The 14684-nt window shown below is 69.2% G+C and carries 13 protein-coding genes and 1 pseudogene; 8 read left to right on the forward strand and 6 right to left on the reverse strand.

Annotation, left to right across the window (positions count from 1 at the left end):
- The first annotated feature begins 15 nt into the window (after window positions 1–15).
- The 3 genes from TU30_RS19760 (at window position 16) to pth (ending at window position 2561) form a co-directional block, all read left to right on the forward strand.
- Window positions 16–996, forward strand: coding sequence for a ribose-phosphate diphosphokinase (locus TU30_RS19760; RefSeq protein WP_042171761.1), 981 nt, complete (start codon window positions 16–18; stop codon window positions 994–996).
- Between the two features lie 240 nt (window positions 997–1236).
- On the forward strand, window positions 1237–1824 hold the full coding sequence (locus tag TU30_RS19765; protein ID WP_042171762.1) for a 50S ribosomal protein L25/general stress protein Ctc: 588 nt from the start codon (window positions 1237–1239) through the stop codon (window positions 1822–1824).
- 134 nt (window positions 1825–1958) lie between these two features.
- On the forward strand, window positions 1959–2561 hold the full coding sequence (gene pth / locus TU30_RS19770) for an aminoacyl-tRNA hydrolase (RefSeq protein WP_042171763.1): 603 nt from the start codon (window positions 1959–1961) through the stop codon (window positions 2559–2561).
- A gap of 27 nt (window positions 2562–2588) precedes the next feature.
- On the opposite strand, the gene TU30_RS19775 is transcribed toward pth, so the two are convergent.
- The 5 genes and pseudogenes from TU30_RS19775 to TU30_RS19785 all read right to left on the reverse strand — a co-directional run bounded on the left by TU30_RS19775 (window position 2589) and on the right by TU30_RS19785 (window position 6640).
- Complete coding sequence (locus TU30_RS19775) at window positions 2589–4730, reverse strand: DEAD/DEAH box helicase (RefSeq protein ID WP_042171850.1); 2142 nt, start codon at window positions 4728–4730, stop codon at window positions 2589–2591.
- A 7-nt stretch (window positions 4731–4737) separates the two neighbouring features.
- Window positions 4738–4998: pseudogene (locus TU30_RS19780) on the reverse strand (BREX system ATP-binding domain-containing protein); the annotation flags it as partial.
- Window positions 4962–5354 (reverse strand): hypothetical protein, encoded by a 393-nt coding sequence (locus TU30_RS36080; RefSeq protein WP_158719341.1) that lies wholly within the window; start codon window positions 5352–5354, stop codon window positions 4962–4964. The pseudogene TU30_RS19780 and the gene TU30_RS36080, both read right to left, overlap by 37 nt.
- A 232-nt stretch (window positions 5355–5586) precedes the next feature.
- On the reverse strand, window positions 5587–5802 hold the full coding sequence (locus TU30_RS34305; RefSeq protein ID WP_078878380.1) for a DUF397 domain-containing protein: 216 nt from the start codon (window positions 5800–5802) through the stop codon (window positions 5587–5589).
- The gene (locus TU30_RS19785; RefSeq protein ID WP_042171765.1) at window positions 5786–6640 is read right to left on the reverse strand and encodes a helix-turn-helix transcriptional regulator; all 855 of its coding nucleotides are present in this window, start codon (window positions 6638–6640) and stop codon (window positions 5786–5788) included. The genes TU30_RS34305 and TU30_RS19785 overlap by 17 nt, the downstream gene beginning before the upstream one ends.
- Before the next feature lie 134 nt (window positions 6641–6774).
- Here TU30_RS19785 and TU30_RS19790 point away from each other — a divergent pair, with 134 nt between their 5' ends.
- Together TU30_RS19790 and TU30_RS35515 are read left to right on the forward strand one after the other, a co-directional pair.
- Window positions 6775–7125, forward strand: coding sequence for a hypothetical protein (locus tag TU30_RS19790; RefSeq protein ID WP_042171766.1), 351 nt, complete (start codon window positions 6775–6777; stop codon window positions 7123–7125).
- A gap of 68 nt (window positions 7126–7193) precedes the next feature.
- Entirely contained in the window at window positions 7194–7406 is a 213-nt protein-coding gene (locus TU30_RS35515; protein ID WP_370626676.1) for a hypothetical protein, read from the forward strand.
- Between the two features lie 50 nt (window positions 7407–7456).
- Here TU30_RS35515 and pglW read toward each other — a convergent pair whose 3' ends face one another.
- Complete coding sequence (gene pglW / locus TU30_RS19795; RefSeq protein WP_042171767.1) at window positions 7457–12079, reverse strand: BREX system serine/threonine kinase PglW; 4623 nt, start codon at window positions 12077–12079, stop codon at window positions 7457–7459.
- A gap of 225 nt (window positions 12080–12304) precedes the next feature.
- On the opposite strand from pglW, the gene TU30_RS19800 reads away from it, so the two are divergent.
- The 3 genes from TU30_RS19800 to TU30_RS19810 all read left to right on the forward strand — a co-directional run bounded on the left by TU30_RS19800 (window position 12305) and on the right by TU30_RS19810 (window position 14621).
- Complete coding sequence (locus tag TU30_RS19800) at window positions 12305–13405, forward strand: AAA family ATPase (RefSeq protein ID WP_234307913.1); 1101 nt, start codon at window positions 12305–12307, stop codon at window positions 13403–13405.
- Window positions 13406–13407: 2 nt separating this feature from the next.
- Window positions 13408–14067 (forward strand): DUF4276 family protein, encoded by a 660-nt coding sequence (locus TU30_RS19805; protein WP_267889348.1) that lies wholly within the window; start codon window positions 13408–13410, stop codon window positions 14065–14067.
- Between the two features lie 65 nt (window positions 14068–14132).
- The gene (locus tag TU30_RS19810; RefSeq protein WP_042171770.1) at window positions 14133–14621 is read left to right on the forward strand and encodes a hypothetical protein; all 489 of its coding nucleotides are present in this window, start codon (window positions 14133–14135) and stop codon (window positions 14619–14621) included.
- The last annotated feature ends 63 nt before the right edge of the window (window positions 14622–14684 follow it).

Here is a 14684-nt window from a genome sequence, read left to right on the forward strand (position 1 = left end):
TGAGGAGATAGTGCTGTGACCGGGATCAAGACGACCGGCCAGAAGAAGATGATGTTCTTCTCCGGCCGCGCCCACCCCGAGCTTGCCGAGGAGGTCGCCCGCGTACTGGGTGTCGGGGTGGTGCCGACGAGGGCCTTCGACTTCGCCAATGGCGAGATCTATGTGCGGTACGAGGAGTCGGCCCGTGGGGCGGACTGTTTCCTGATCCAGAGCCACACGGCACCGATCAACAAGTGGATCATGGAGCAGTTGATCATGATCGACGCGTTGAAGCGTGCGTCGGCGAGGTCGATCACCGTCATCGTGCCGTTCTACGGTTACGCGCGGCAGGACAAGAAGCACCGTGGGCGTGAACCGATCTCGGCGCGCCTGATCGCGGATCTGATGAAGACCGCGGGGGCGACCCGGGTACTGACGGTGGATCTGCACACGGACCAGATCCAGGGCTTCTTCGACGGTCCGGTGGACCATCTGTTCGCGCTGCCGCTGCTGGCGGACTACGTGGGCACGAAGGTGGACCGGGAGAAACTGACGGTGGTGTCGCCGGACGCGGGGCGCGTGCGGGTGGCGGACCGCTGGTGCGACCGTCTGGGTGCGCCGCTGGCGATCGTGCACAAGCGGCGGGACAAGGACGTGGCGAATCAGGTCACGGTCCACGAGGTGGTCGGCGAGGTGAAGGGCCGCGTGTGCGTCCTGGTGGACGACATGATCGACACGGGTGGCACGATCTGCGCCGCGGCGGACGCGTTGTTCGCGCACGGTGCGGAGGACGTGATCGTGACGGCGACGCACGGCGTGCTGTCGGGTCCGGCGGCGGACCGGCTGAAGAACTCGCGGGTGAGCGAGTTCGTGTTCACGGACACGCTGCCGACGCCGGGTGAGCTGAGCGGCGACCTGGACAAGATCACGGTGCTGTCGATCGCGCCGACGATCGCGAGTGCGGTGCGCGAGGTGTTCGAGGACGGTTCGGTGACGAGCCTGTTCGACGAGCGGTAAGGGTTCCGCTCCGGGTTCCGCCGGCGCCCCGGCTGATCGTTTTGGGTACGGCCCCCCTCTCCGAGTAGACTGCTCCAGTTGCTCGGCGAGGGAGGCCGTACCGCTTCGTGAGGGGTGGAGTACGGCGGTCCGTTATCGACGCGCTCTTCGTAGCAGGCCGTTCGTGGCCGGGTGACCTTCCCCAAGCTCCACGGAGCGGGGGGTATCCCCAACGGTTTCTGACTTCGAGGAGTGGTGAGCATGTCCGAGGTGAAGCTGCACGCGGAGACGCGGCGCGAGTTCGGCAAGGGTGCGGCGCGTCGTATCCGTCGTGAGGGCAAGGTTCCGGGCGTGGTGTACGAGCGTGGCCTCGAGCCGCTGCACGTGACGCTGCCGGGCCACGAGCTGCTGCTGGCGCTGCGTACGCCGAACGTGCTGATCGATCTGGTCGTCGACGGTGAGGGCAGCCAGCTGGCGATCCCGAAGGCCGTGCAGCGTGACGCGATCAAGGGTTTCCTGGAGCACGTCGACCTGCTGAAGGTGAAGAGCGGCGAGAAGGTCACCGTCGAGATCTTCGTGAACACCGAGGGTGAGCTGGCGCCGGGCGGCAACCTGCTGGAGCACGTCCTGTCCGCGCTGCCGGTCGAGACCGAGGCGACGCACATCCCGGAGGGCGTGACCATCTCGATCGAGGGCCTGACGGCCGGTGACGCGGTGCTCGCCAAGGACGTGAAGCTGCCGGCCGGTACGACGCTGGCGGTGGACGAGGACACCGTGGTGCTGCAGGTGCTGTCCGCGCAGGCCGAGGAGGCCGCGGAGGGTGACGGGGACGAGGCCGCCGAGGCCTGATCCTCCTCGTAGTCTTCGCTACGCGGTCTTCACTGCGCGTCGGCCGCTGTTCCCCGTACGGGGGCAGCGGCCGACGCGTGTACGGGGACGGGACCGAGGACAAGACGCGGACGCGGAAGCGGGACGAAGGAGACATGCACGTGACGACCGATGCGGCGGCCCCCTGGCTGCTCGTGGGACTGGGCAACCCGGGCCCCGAGTACGCGATGAACCGGCACAACGTGGGGTTCATGGTGGCGGATCTGCTGGCGGAGCGGATCTCGGGCCGGTTCAAGCGGGCCGGGAAGGCGCAGGCGCAGGTCGTGGAGGGCCGGATCGGGCCGCCGGGGCCGGCGAACCGGCGAGTGATCCTGGCGAAGCCGACGTCGTTCATGAATCTGTCGGGCGGGCCGGTGAACGCGCTGCGGGAGTTCTACAAGGTGCCGGTGGCGCAGGTGGTGGCGGTCCATGACGAGCTGGACATCGAGTACGGGACGCTGCGGCTGAAGCTGGGGGGCGGGGACAACGGCCACAACGGGCTGAAGTCGATGACGAAGGCGTTCGGTCCGGATTATCACCGGGTGCGGTTCGGGATCGGGCGGCCGCCGGGGCGGATGCAGGTGGCGGACTACGTGCTGCGGGACTTCTCGTCGGCGGAGCGCAAGGAGCTGGACTACTTCGTGGACCGGGCGGCGGACGCGGTGGAGTGTCTGGTGCTCGACGGTCTGGAGCGGGCGCAGGGTACGTACAACTCCTGAGACCTGCCGCCTTCGCAGGCCCGTGGATCAGGAGGGCGGGGCCGCCGGGAACCGGGCCGGTTCCCCGAGGACCGAGGCGGCCCTGTCCGCATCCGCCAGGCGGGCGGCCAGTGTGGCGGTGGCGAGGCGTTCCGGCAGGGCGGTGCCGAACTTCAGCCCCCGCACTGCACGCGGATCCACGGAGGGCAGGCTGAGCTGCTGCGCCGCCCGGGCCTTGGCCTGCTTCCATTCGGTGGCTGTCAGGTCTTCCCGGAGGCGGATGCAGGCGTCCGTGGGGTATTGGAGGGGGTCGGCGATCTCGCTGAGAGTGGCCGCGAGCGTGGCGTTCGCCCGTTGTCCGGCCCAGGTCCACCAGCGCACGCCGGTGTCGCGACCGCCACGGACGACGACGGTTCCGCCCGGGTGCACGCGTTCCACGGCGTTTTCGCGGGCTGCGGCCAGGGCGTCGTGCGCGCGGCGTGTCAGGGTCACGGGCGGATCGGTGCCGAGCAGGACTTCGCGAACGCCGCGTGTGAGTGCGTACGAGGCTCCCCGGGCGAAGCCCGCTCCGGCCCACCGCGCCTTGCCTCCGCTCTCCACGGGCTCGACGAAGCACCGGCGCCTGGACCAGTCGATGTAGGTGACCTGCCAGCTGCGTCCCGCCAGCAGGAGGCGTCGTGGTCCGGCCACTTTCTCGGTCAGCAGGGCCGGGTCGGTCGATCCGATCTCCTTACGGCCGAAGAGCACGGTGAACTCCGGTGCCGCGGTGAACACCGCCGTCAGGTCCATGAAGTGGCGGTAGCCGAAGCGCTGCTCCGCTTCGGGACCGATGAACAGCATGCCGCCGTCTCGTTCCAAGTAGCCCTCGCCGATCAGATGTTTCACGATCGGTTCGGCCGGGGGCCCGAAGGGGCCCAGTCCGCCCCACCATTCCTGCCAGAGGTGTTCCCCGACGGTCTTCTCCTGCAGACAGAGGGCGAGTACCTGCTGGGCGACGATGTGCCGGGGTTCGGGTGGGGCCACCACTGGTTCGACCCAGCCCCGTGACCACTGCAGGAGCAAGGCCGCGGCGGTGAGCAGGCCGTCCTCGTCGAGGGTGAGGAAGAGGCAGTTGCGGGTGGATCCCGGCCGTCTGCCGGTCCGGCCCAGGCGTTGGAGGAAGGACGCCACGGTGGACGGGGCGTCGATCTGGACGACGCGGTCGAGGTCGCCCACGTCGATGCCGAGTTCGAGGGTGCTGGTGGAGACGATGACGCAGTCGCGCGCCTCACCGAACGCTTCCTCGGCGCGTCGGCGCTCGTCGGCCGCGAGGGAGGCGTGCGAGAGGAACGTGGTCACGCCCTTGGCGCGCAGGCATTCGCCGAGCTTCTCGACGTGCCGTCGAGTCTCGCAGAAGACCAGGCGTTTCTCTCCTCGATGGAGTGCGGCGATGACGGCGGCGGCGTTCTCCAGGGAGCCCACGTAGTCGAGCTGGATGTCTCCGGGCGGCGGGAGAGCGGCCGCCGGGGCGGAGCGGCTGACGTCGACCACCTGTGAGGGCCGTTTCCCGGCACCGGAACCCTGCAGCCAGGCCAGGAGCTGCGGGGGGTTGCCCACAGTCGCGGAGAGGCCGATCCGCTGCACCGGGCAGCCGGCGACCCGCTCCAGGCGCTCCAGCACGGCGAGGAGGTGCCAGCCCCGGTCGTCGCCCGCGAAGGCATGGACCTCGTCCACGACGACCGCCCGCAGTCCCGAGAAGAAGACACGGTGATCGACGTGTGCGCTGACCAGCATCGCTTCCAGCGATTCCGGCGTGGTCAGCAGGATGTCGGGCCGCTCCCACAGAATGCGTTTGCGTCGGGTCTGTGAGACGTCGCCGTGCCAGAGAGCCGCGGAGCGTCCGAGCCAGGAGGTGTAGCTCTCCAGGCGCGGCAGCAGATTGTTGAGCAGTGCCTTGAGCGGACACACGTAGAGGATCGAGGTCCCCGTCCACCGTGCCCGGGCCATTTTCGACAGCAGTGGGAAGGCTGCGGCTTCGGTCTTGCCGCCGGCGGTGGGGGCGAGGAGCAGCGTGTCCGTGCCGTCCAGGAGCGGATGGACGGCGGCCTTCTGGAGGGGCCGCAGATCGGGCCAGCCGAGGGTGTTGGCGATGTGGTGCAGGACGACGGGGTGAAGCCGGTCGACCGCGTCCGGGGTGTCGCCGGCGTTCACGGGCACCTCACAGAGGGAGTTCGATGTCGTCGGCCGAGCCTGCCGCGGCGTTCCTCTCGGTGCCGGTGAGCTCGGTGCCCGTGACCGTGAGCGCGTAGTGTTTGCGCGGATCGAAGTCCTCGAACTGTTCCACGCGGTCGAGGACGTCGCCCACGAGCTTCTTGAGGAAGAGCCTCGGTGCGATGCCGACTCTGCCGCCGAGGCTTCCTGCCACGGCGCGCGCGAGGTCGGTCACGTAGGAGTCGTCAACGACGCTCCGTACCCGTTCGGCTGTTTTTCCTTAGAAATTGGAATTTGACGAAGAGGGTTATGCCTGTCGAAGAGCATGCGTCCCGTCGGCGAAGACCCGATCTCATCAAATGCTGCGACCAACCAATCTCGGTGAGTACGAGCTGCATCCTGTGCCATGAACTGACTATGCCGCTCTTGAGCATACGTCTGGCGGGCCGGCGTCGGTCCAGCAATATATGGGGCTTCCAGCAGGAAGTTTTCCTCACAAAATCGAACAAATACCGTGCCAAGAACCCACGCGATGGCGGCTTGCGTTACGCGCTCACTGATCCATTGCGAGGCAGCAACTGATGTTCTGCGAGCCCTAAAAGCATTGTTGTATTCTGCAAGCAATCACTGTTCGATCTTAGGATCCTCCACGAGCTGAACTCGAAGGTCCCGCTCGACCTTGATCACTCGTTCCTGCAGGCCCCCAAACAGATTCACGCTGTCAATCACTAAGCTCGCCAACAGTTTAGGGGTTTGGTCACGGAAGTAGCCGCAGTGCGTACAGACATCTATTGCACCATACCCAAGCCCCGTCGCTCGTGTGAGCGACGGGGCTCTACAGGTTGCAGCAAAAGGGTCAAGCTCGCATCATCGATCCGTCCTTCACGGAGTTCACGAAGGCCGACCATCCAGCACTGGGGATGAGGAGCACGGTGCCATCAGAAACCTTACTGTCGCGCACCGGAACCACTCCTAGTACCCCATCAACGACCTCGATGCAGCTACCACCCGAACCATCGCTGTAAGACGACTTACGCCAGGCAACCCTGCTCAGATCAGGTGTGATGCTCATGGTTGGTGTAACCCTTCGCTGACGATTCGATCAAGGTCAGAGACTCCGCTGGCGACAGCGCAGCGGCCCTGACGAGATCGTACGACCTCATGTAGAGATCAACGAGGGCTGGTTCCTCGATCAGTTGGCCTGTCCACGGCGCTTCCACATACACAGCGGGAGGAGCATCTACGAACGTCATGATCGAAGCCATGCTGGTCATGAATGCCTCGGCTGCACGCACGAACGGCAGTACTTGCACCACGACCGTATGGGCCTGAGCCATCTGCAGAACGTGCCGAAGCTGTGAGGCCATCACGACAGGCCCTCCCACCGGAACCCTCAACACAGTCTCGTTCAGCACAACCCACAGCAACGGCCTTGCAGGATCAGCCAAGATCTTCTGCCGCTCGAGCCGCGCTCTCACATACCCGTTCACCACTTCCGCCGTGGCGTAGGGCATGGTCGCTGTTGTGAGCGCTCGCGCGTACCCCTCCGTCTGCAACAACCCCGGCACCAGCATCGGCGCGTACTCGCTGATCGTCTTGGCCCGTGTCTCCAGCTCCGCCGCGTCCGCGAAGTAGTCGGCGTGCTTGGACTTGCGGGCCAGTTCGCACAGCCGCTGGAAGTGCTCGCCGGTGCCCAGGACCTCGTCCAGGAGCCGGGACAGGTCCGGCTGTGGCCGCCTCGTCGCGGACTCGAACTGGCCGATGTACGTACCCGAGCAGAAGACCCGCTCGCCGAGCTGGTCCTGCGAGAGGCCGGCGTCCTCTCGGACCCGCCGGAGTTCGCTGCCGAAGAAGGTCCGCGGCGAAGCGTACGGGTCCAGGTCCTGGTTGCGGTTCTGTCGGCCTGCCATCGGCGGTGCCCCCTTGCGATGTTCCCTGTGCGCGCCCGCCGGTTCCGCGGGGCCAAGTGCCGCTCACTGCCCGCAACCCCGTTGCTGGCACGCGACCTCTACCGAGCGTAGTCCCACAAGAGCACGCTGTGAGCATGAACAGCAGCAATCACCCCTCCCCCACCCGAACCGAACGCACGAACCCGACCGTCCCGTTCGCCTATCCGTTCCCGGACAACCCCCTCGCCTCCGCGCTCGCCGTCTCCGACGAGCTCAGCGCCGCCCTCGCCCTGCATGGCATCATCCTGCCGTCTCTCGGGCCGGAGCTGGCGTCCTGCACGACGTCCACGGTGCATCGTCCGCTCCTGGAGCTGGGCCGGGTGAACCTGTCCACGGCCCACCGACTGACCACCGTGCTCACCGACGCGGCGGACGCGCGCAAGGCAGCAGCGGCCCGCCCGTACACCGGCGAGGACAACCGAACCGACAGCGGCACGAACCGGTGACCGCACCCCCACCCGGCCCCCTCCCGAACCCGCACACAACCACCCCGCCCTCACCACCCGCCGGAACGATCGTCATCGAGGAGTACACAGGCCGGGCCGGGATCGTCATGGACCACGTCGGCCCCTACCTCCAGCTACGGCCGGTCGGCGGCGGCCGGGAGTGGGACGCGGACCCGGCACAGGTCCGACCCGCCTCCCCCGCCGAGCGGCTGCACGCCTCCGTGGCCGCCGCCAATGCCCAGAGCCGGGCCCTCCCGCCGGACCCGGCGGGGCGAATCTGAGCGGGGAAAGCGGAGAAGCGGGAGAGGACGAGCAGGCGGCCGGCCACGCGTCAGGCCGCGTGCTCCTCCCCCGGGTCGTTGACGACCCACGCGTGATTGAGGGTGATCCACTCCTCGCGGTCCTCGATCGACACGGTCACGTCGTCCAGCCGTGGCCCGAGGGTCTGGTCCTTGAGCGGGCTGAGCAGCCAGAGCCCCCGCCCGTCCGGGCCGCCCCTGCGTGCCAGGTCGGCGAGCCGCTGGAGGACGCCCATGCCGCCGTACCGAGCCATGACATAGGCGTCGTGCAGGAGCAGCGGTCGGCGGCCCTCCACCGCACCGCCCTCCCCCGTCCTCGTCGTGTCGGGGCCGGCCGGAGCCTCCCGAACGGCCAGGATGTCCCTCTCCACGTCCCGCCACGCCGCGGCCGTGTACTCACCGAACTTCATCGCGTCCCGCGAGCCCGGTTCCGCGTTGTCCGCCTCCAGGATGGTCTCCCAGGTGGGCCGGGGCCGGGCTTCGACCAGGCGGCGAAGGGAGGCCAGGAAGAGTGCGCTGACGTCGACGGGCTCGGCCTGCCACTCGCGTCCCTGCTCGGTGAGGGTCCGCAGGGCGAGGCGCTGGTCGTCGAACCGGACGGTGAGGAGCCGGAAACCGGACCGGCCGCCGGATTCCTGGAGCTGGGCCCTGGCCTTGAGCCGGGCGCGCTGCTCCGGATCCCGGGCCGTCCAGTGGTCGGTGCGGCTGACCCGGCTGGGGCGGCGCTGGGTGACGACCGAGGTGACGTCACCGCCGGCGGCAGTCTCCCGCCGGGGGACGAACCAGCCGCGCGGGCGCTTCCGGTTCGTCCGCCACTCCAGCTCGAAGCCGGCCTGCCGCAGCAGGCGGCCCAGGAGGACCCGGTCGTCCGGGAGACGGCCGGACAGGTCGGGGAAGCGGGCGCGGACCCGGTCGTGGATCTGCTCGACGGTCAGGCCGTCCTGCTCGTCGTCCGGCTTGCCCGCCAGCGGCAGCAGCAGGCCTGCCTGGGCGAGGCGGAGGGCACGTACCGGTTCCAGGGACCGCGCGTAGATCTCCAGGCGGGCGTTGGCTGCCGCGTCCTGGGAGGCCGCGGCAGCCAGGGTGACCATGCGGGCCTCGTCCATGCTGATCTGCGCCTCGGGCCAGCGGGCCCGGAACGCGGCGTCTGCCGCGACGATCTGCTCCAACACGGTGCCGGGACCGGCGAGGGTGTCGCGTGCGGCCAGGGCGTCGGCCGCCTTGCCGAGCCGGTCGGCGTAGTTGAGGAGGGCGGGGGCCGAGGGCGTGTCCGGGGCGTCCCTGTCCTCGTCGACCTCCAGGGCCAGCAGCATCCGGTTGTCGCCGGTCTCGCCGTGGCGGCGGCTGCGCATGCGGCGGGGGGTCATCCCCCAGTCGACCTCCCAGGCGGCCCGTACGGCGGCCGTGCCGAGAGCGCGCCGCACCGTGGGGTCGGACTGGGAGGTGCCGCGGCGGCCGATCAGGGCTTCGGCGAGTTCGGTCGCCGAGGCGACCCGGCCCAGGGTGGCGAGTATCTCGACGACCTCGTCGCGCAGGGCGACGAGTGCCGGGTCCCGGGACCAGCTCTTGCGCCGGGCGCCGACGATCTGGGCGATGCGGCCCTCGGTGACCTGGTCGGTGGTGAGCGGAGCGACCGACTTGTTCAGGGGCCAGCTGGGCAGCTCCTCGGGGAACCGTCCCTGCTCGTCGGGGAGGCGCAGCAGCAGCCGTACCGTCTCGACCTCGGTGGCGTTGCGTCCGCGGGGTGCCGGTTTGGGCACCAGGAGGGTGACCAGGGCGTCGAGGGAGAGGCGGCGCAGGGGCAGGTCGTTGCCCTCGTCGCGCTGCTCGGAGCGTGCCTCGGCGATCTCCTCCGCGGAGTCGCCGCGTTCGGCCGGGGAGAGCGGGGAGGGCTGGCGGACGTCGAGGGCGAGACGCCACTGCTTGATGCGGCGGTTGATCTCGTCGCGGGTGCGGGCGCCGAGGCCGGGGCGGTTGACGAGTCGGCGGGTCGAGTAGTCGAGGAGGTCGCCGACAGTGTGGACGTCCAGGCCGTTGAGGAAGGAGACCGCTCTGAGGGACAGTCCTGCCACAAGGAGGGCGGTGTCGCGGCCGGCCTTGGCCGCGGCTTCCTCCCGGGCGTCCTCGTCCGCCGCGGGGTCGAGGGGCGGGAGTTCACCGACGGGCAGGGCGGCGGCCGACTGTGCGGTGTCCTCGGGATGGCCGCCGGAGCGGCCCGGGACGGGCAGGTCGGCGAGGGCGAAGACGCGCTGCCAGGCGCGCTGCATCTCCTTCAGGTCGGGGAACCGCTTGCGGTGGTCGCGGTGCAGGGCACGCTGGAAGAACTCGGTGAGGCCGTCGCGGAGGGCCGAGTCGAAGGCCTCGGAGGCGATCCTGGGGTGGGGCCACTTCTTGGGGTCGGTCTGGCGCGCGAGGACGGAGCCGTCGCCCCACTGGGGCAGTTCCCCGGAGGCCATCTCGTGGAGGGTGACGGCCAGGGCGTACCACTCGGCATGGGCGTCGTATCGGCCCCGGATGATGTTCTCGACGAACGGGTCGAGGTAGCCCTCGGTGCCGGCCCGGACGGCGTCCACGTCGAGGCCGGCGAGGGAGAAGTCGAAGAGGACCAGCTGCCGGGTGCCGTTGGGGCGGACCCGGATGGCGATGTTGTCGGGCTTGAGGTCGCGGTGCCACACGCCTTCGCCGTCGAGGAAGTCGACGGCGGCGAAGAGGTAGGTGGAGTAGGTCTCCAGCTGGTCGGTGAGGAGCGGGCCCCGCTCGCGCAGCTGGCGGGCGACGGTGCGGTCGCCGGCGTGGTCGAGGACGAGGACCGTGCGCGGGCCGATGCGGATCGGCTCGGGCAGGGCGGGATGGATGACCTTGGAGTCGTTGCGCAGCTTGGACAGGACGTCGGCCTCGCGGCGCAGCGCCTCGGCGTACTTGTCCTTACGGGCGATCTTGAGGACGACCGGCGCCTTGTCGCGTTCGAGGTCCTCGGCGAGCAGGGCGCGGGAGGTGGAGCCCTGGCCCAGGCTGCGCTTGATGCGGAAGCGGCGGCCGACGACGTCGCCCGGGGCGGCCTCCAGCGGGTCGCCCTCCTCGCCCGGGGTTTCAGGGGTCGGTTGCGGCTCGGGCCTCGCGGGCCTGAGTCCCTGTTCGACGACGTCGAGCCATTCCAGGAACTCCGCGGCGGTGCGGATGCGGCGGTGCGGGTCGAAGGCCGTGGCGTCCAGGATGATCTGGTCGATGTCCTTGGTCAGGCCGTCGGCCACGGCGGAGGGCACGAGCCCGCGTCCCTGTTCGAGCCTGGCGCCCAGTTCCGCCTGGCTGCTCGCGGAGGGTTTGCCGGTGAAGATCAGATAGCCGAGTACGCCCAGCCCGAAGACGTCGAGGGCGGTGGGGTCCGGGGACTTCGCGGTCACCTCGGGGGCGAGATAGGGGTCGGCGGCCTCGGAGACGTACGCGGCGAGGTTGTTCGACGGGATGATCTCGTGTCCGCTGCTCAGGGAGGAGCCGGAGCCTCCCGCGACACCCTGGGGGCGGGGATGGCGGACCGCCGTCTGCCATTCGGCGATCTGGAGAACCGGGTTGAGCCAGCGGTCCTCGTCGCTGCCGGTTCCGGTGCGCGGGCCGGGCAGCACGTGGACGGCGCGGGCGTGCAGGGCGCGGTGGAAGAGGAGGTGGCGGTGCGCGTAGTGGACCGTCTCGGCCAGGCGGCGCAGGAGGGCGGCCCGTGCCTGGGCGTCCAGCTTCGCGCCGTACTGGAGGAGGTAGTCGTCCAGGCGGAGCGTGCGCGGGTCGTAGGCGTACAGCAGGGCGGGGCCGGCGCTGTGGCCGTTCTCGTCGAAGTTCTCCAGGGCGACCAGGCCCGGGTGTCTGAGGCCCTCCAACGCTCGTGCCTCGCGCTCGGCGGTGTGGCTGATGGACTCGCGGGCCTGCCGGTCCGCTCCGCGTTCGCGCAGGTAGATGCGTACGCGGCGGGTCTTGCTCAGGGAGTCGTGGCGGCCGAGGTAGTCGGCCCAGTTCGGCCCGGTGTCGAAAGGGGTGCGGTCCAGGCGGTAGGTGCCGACGTGGAACTCGGCATCGGAACGGCCGATGCCGACCTCGGCCAGGAGCTTGCCCAGCCCGCGGGAGAACTCGCGGTCGACGCCCGACTTGACGTCACGCGCGGGACGCTGGAGTTCGGCGAGGACGTCGCCCAGCCCGCTGTGCCCGGCCTTGCCGAAGACGCCCGCCAGGTCGTTGGGCGCGAGCCGGATGCGCAGACCGGGGTCGGTGAAGAAGATCAGTTCCTGGATGTAGGGGACATGGCGCCGGGGGTCGGTCTTCCGCAGGGCGTCCCTGAGCAGGCCCTTGAGTTCCTTCGCCTTCTGGTTGGCGAGGTGGCGGGGGTTGCGGTGGAGGCGGGTGCGGTCGCCGGAGAGGGTCTGCACCCAGCTCGCTCCCGAGGAGGTGACCGTGCCCTGCCAGTTCTTCAGTTCCACCAGGAAGAGACCGGCCGGAGCGGCGACCAGCAGGTCGACCTCGCGGACGTGGCCGCTGTGGGCGGTGAAGGTGAAGTTCGACCAGGCGCGGTAGGGCTCGGTGTCCGGGAGCCTCTCCTTGAGATACAGCAGTCCGCTGCGCTCGTGCTGGAACTGCGACTCGGTGACAGTGGTCCACCTGCCGTCTCGCATGACCGCGACGCCCCTTTCCGTATCTCGCTGTCTCGTCTGTTTCCCTGCCGGTGGCCGGATCACAGCAGGTGGTCCAGCCTATCGACCATGCCCGACGGGCCAGAAGTATGCCCCGGCCGGCTGTGGACGAACGACCGCAACAGATCATCTGTTGGCGCTCTGCCCCTCATCCGCCCGGGGCCCTGACCTAGGGTTGGGGCCATGCCGTCGTACAAGCTCTCAGAGGTGACCGTAGAGGGATACGCCTCCATCCGATCCAGCACGCTGAAGCTGGGCGAGGGCGTGACCGTACTGGTCGGTGCCAACGGTGCGGGCAAGAGCAACGTCGTCGGCGCACTCGAACTGCTGGGGTGGATGGCGGACGGCGACCTGGCGCTCCAGGCGGGCATCCACGGTGGCGCCCAGGCCCTGCAGTTCGCGGGACGCGGCACCGGGAAAGGCATCCGGCTCAAGGTCTGTGCTCCCCCGTATCGGTATGAGGCGCACCTCGTCCCTGCGGCGAACGACAACTTCGTCTTCGCCGAGGAGAAGGGGCACTTCCACGAGCCGGGTCCCGGTCTCCCGATGGAGGAGAGCTTCGGCCGTGGACACCGCGAATCACTGCTGCGGCAGAAGGAGGAGGAGCAGCTCTCCCGCCTGGCGGGCCCGGTGCGGCACATCCTCGCCGGCTGCCGTGTCTTCCACTTCCAGGACACCAGTCGTGAGGCGCCGGTCAAGCAGTTCGGGTACGAGGCGGACAACGAGGCGCTGCGCCCGGACGCGGCGAACCTTGCGGCCTTCCTGTTGCGGCTGCGCGAGGGTGAACCCAAGTCCTATCGGCGCATTGTGCGGGCCATCAAGTCCGTGGCGCCGTTCTTCCGGGACTTCCTGCTGAAGGAGGAGCCGGGCGGGAGGATCCGCCTGCGCTGGATGCAGGAGGGGGTCGACGCAGTGTTTCCCGCGGAGGCGCTCTCGGACGGCACCTTGCGCTACATCTGCCTGTGCGTCCTGCTCCTCCAGCCCGACCCGCCGGCCCTCTTCACACTCGACGAGCCGGAACTCGGGCTGCACCCCTACGCAATCGTCCAGCTGGCGGACATGCTCCGGTCGGCCGCCGTACGCAGTCAGATCGTGATCGCCACACAGTCCGTGACCCTGCTGAACCAGTTCTCACTCGACGACATCGCGGTGGTGGAGCGCGAGGACGGAGCGACGGAGCTACGGCGTCCGGATCCCGAGGAACTCCAGGGATGGCTGGAGGACTACTCCCTCGGGGAGCTGTGGGAGAAGAACGTACTAGGTGGCAGGCCCTCGCCGGAACTGCCGTTGCGGGGCCGCCCGGAATGATCATGGTGGGGGTGCTGTGCGAGGGTCAGACCGAGGAGAACATGGTCAACGACTTCCTCGCGCCCGAACTGGCGGAGTACGGCATCTGCCTGGTGCCGACCATCCTGATGACCCGGATGCCGGCGGGCGGTTCAGCGGGCAAGGGCGGGGTCAGCAAGTGGGCGAAGATCGAGAGAGACCTGCGCAAGTTACTGGCCGGCACTCATTGGGCAGCGGTCACCACGCTTCTTGATTACTACGGCCTCCCTCAGGACAGTCCGGGGATGTCGGACCGGCCGGGCGGCTCGCCCGTGGGCAAGGTGACGCATGTCGAGCGGCGCCTCGCGGAACACGTCGGCCATCCTCGTTTTCTTCCCCATGTCGTCCTGCACGAGACGGAGACCTGGGTATTCGCGGCGGCGGAACAGCTCGGGGACTGGGCCGACGACCCGGCTCTGGCCCATGAGCTCAAGCGCCAGGCCGACAAGGCCGGGGGACCCGAGAAGGTGAACGACAAGCCCGAGACAGCTCCCTCCAAGCGGATCCTCAAGCTGTACCCGAGGTATGTGAAAACACAGGACGGCCCGGTGGCGGTGATGGACCTGGGTCTGGCCGCTCTGCGAGCCGCCTGTCCCCATTTCGACGAGTGGATCGCGAAGTTGCTGGCCCTCACGCCGCGCTGATGTGCGCGTGTGCGGACCCCGCACGGAGTTGACCGACCGCAAGGGCATGGCCAAGGATCTCGGCCATGCCTTCTGCCGTCTCGTCCTCCCGGGGTCCGTCCGCCGCGCTGCGCTTCGGCCGGTTCGCGGTGATGGGCACGGTCGCCGTGCTGATCCTGGTCGCGGGTGTGTGGGGGTCGTGGGGTACGGCGCAGTACGCGATGCTGACGAAGGGGCGCGAGCAGGGCACGGTCGCGGTGACGTCCTGCGGTGGGCGGACCTGTACGGGGGCGTACACGCCGTCGTCGCCGGGGTCGCAGCCGCGGGCCGAGGTCGTTCTGGAGAACAACGCGGCCGTGGCGGAGGGGCGGACGTACACCGTCGTCGTGAAGCCGGACGGCAACGAGGTGGTCCGTTCCGGTTCCGCGGGGGTTCTCCACGCGTGGGTGCCGCTGGGCGGGGCGCTGATGCTGGCGTCGGTGGTGGTGGCGGACGGGCTGCTGCGGACGCGGGTGGCGTGGGTGATGGGGTTGTCGGGGGTGTCACTGGTGACGGCGGCGTTCCTGATGGTGTGAGGAACACGGAGGTGCCCCGGGCCGTACGGCCCGGGGCACCTCTGTCGTGTCGTCTCGTCGCCT

This window comes from Streptomyces sp. NBRC 110035 (assembly GCF_000829695.1).
Classification (GTDB): Bacteria; Actinomycetota; Actinomycetes; order Streptomycetales; family Streptomycetaceae; genus Streptomyces.

Bases quoted from the DNA above. Each gene is read 5' to 3' on its own strand.
- pglW (WP_042171767.1), bottom strand. From the start codon at position 12,079: ATGCGAGACGGCAGGTGGACCACTGTCACCGAGTCGCAGTTCCAGCAC.
- pth (WP_042171763.1), top strand. From the start codon at position 1,959: ATGCACGTGACGACCGATGCGGCGGCCCCCTGGCTGCTCGTGGGACTG.
- TU30_RS19810 (WP_042171770.1), top strand. From the start codon at position 14,133: ATGCCTTCTGCCGTCTCGTCCTCCCGGGGTCCGTCCGCCGCGCTGCGC.
- TU30_RS19785 (WP_042171765.1), bottom strand. From the start codon at position 6,640: ATGGCAGGCCGACAGAACCGCAACCAGGACCTGGACCCGTACGCTTCG.
- TU30_RS19790 (WP_042171766.1), top strand. From the start codon at position 6,775: ATGAACAGCAGCAATCACCCCTCCCCCACCCGAACCGAACGCACGAAC.
- TU30_RS19805 (WP_267889348.1), top strand. From the start codon at position 13,408: ATGGTGGGGGTGCTGTGCGAGGGTCAGACCGAGGAGAACATGGTCAAC.
- TU30_RS34305 (WP_078878380.1), bottom strand. From the start codon at position 5,802: ATGAGCATCACACCTGATCTGAGCAGGGTTGCCTGGCGTAAGTCGTCT.
- TU30_RS19765 (WP_042171762.1), top strand. From the start codon at position 1,237: ATGTCCGAGGTGAAGCTGCACGCGGAGACGCGGCGCGAGTTCGGCAAG.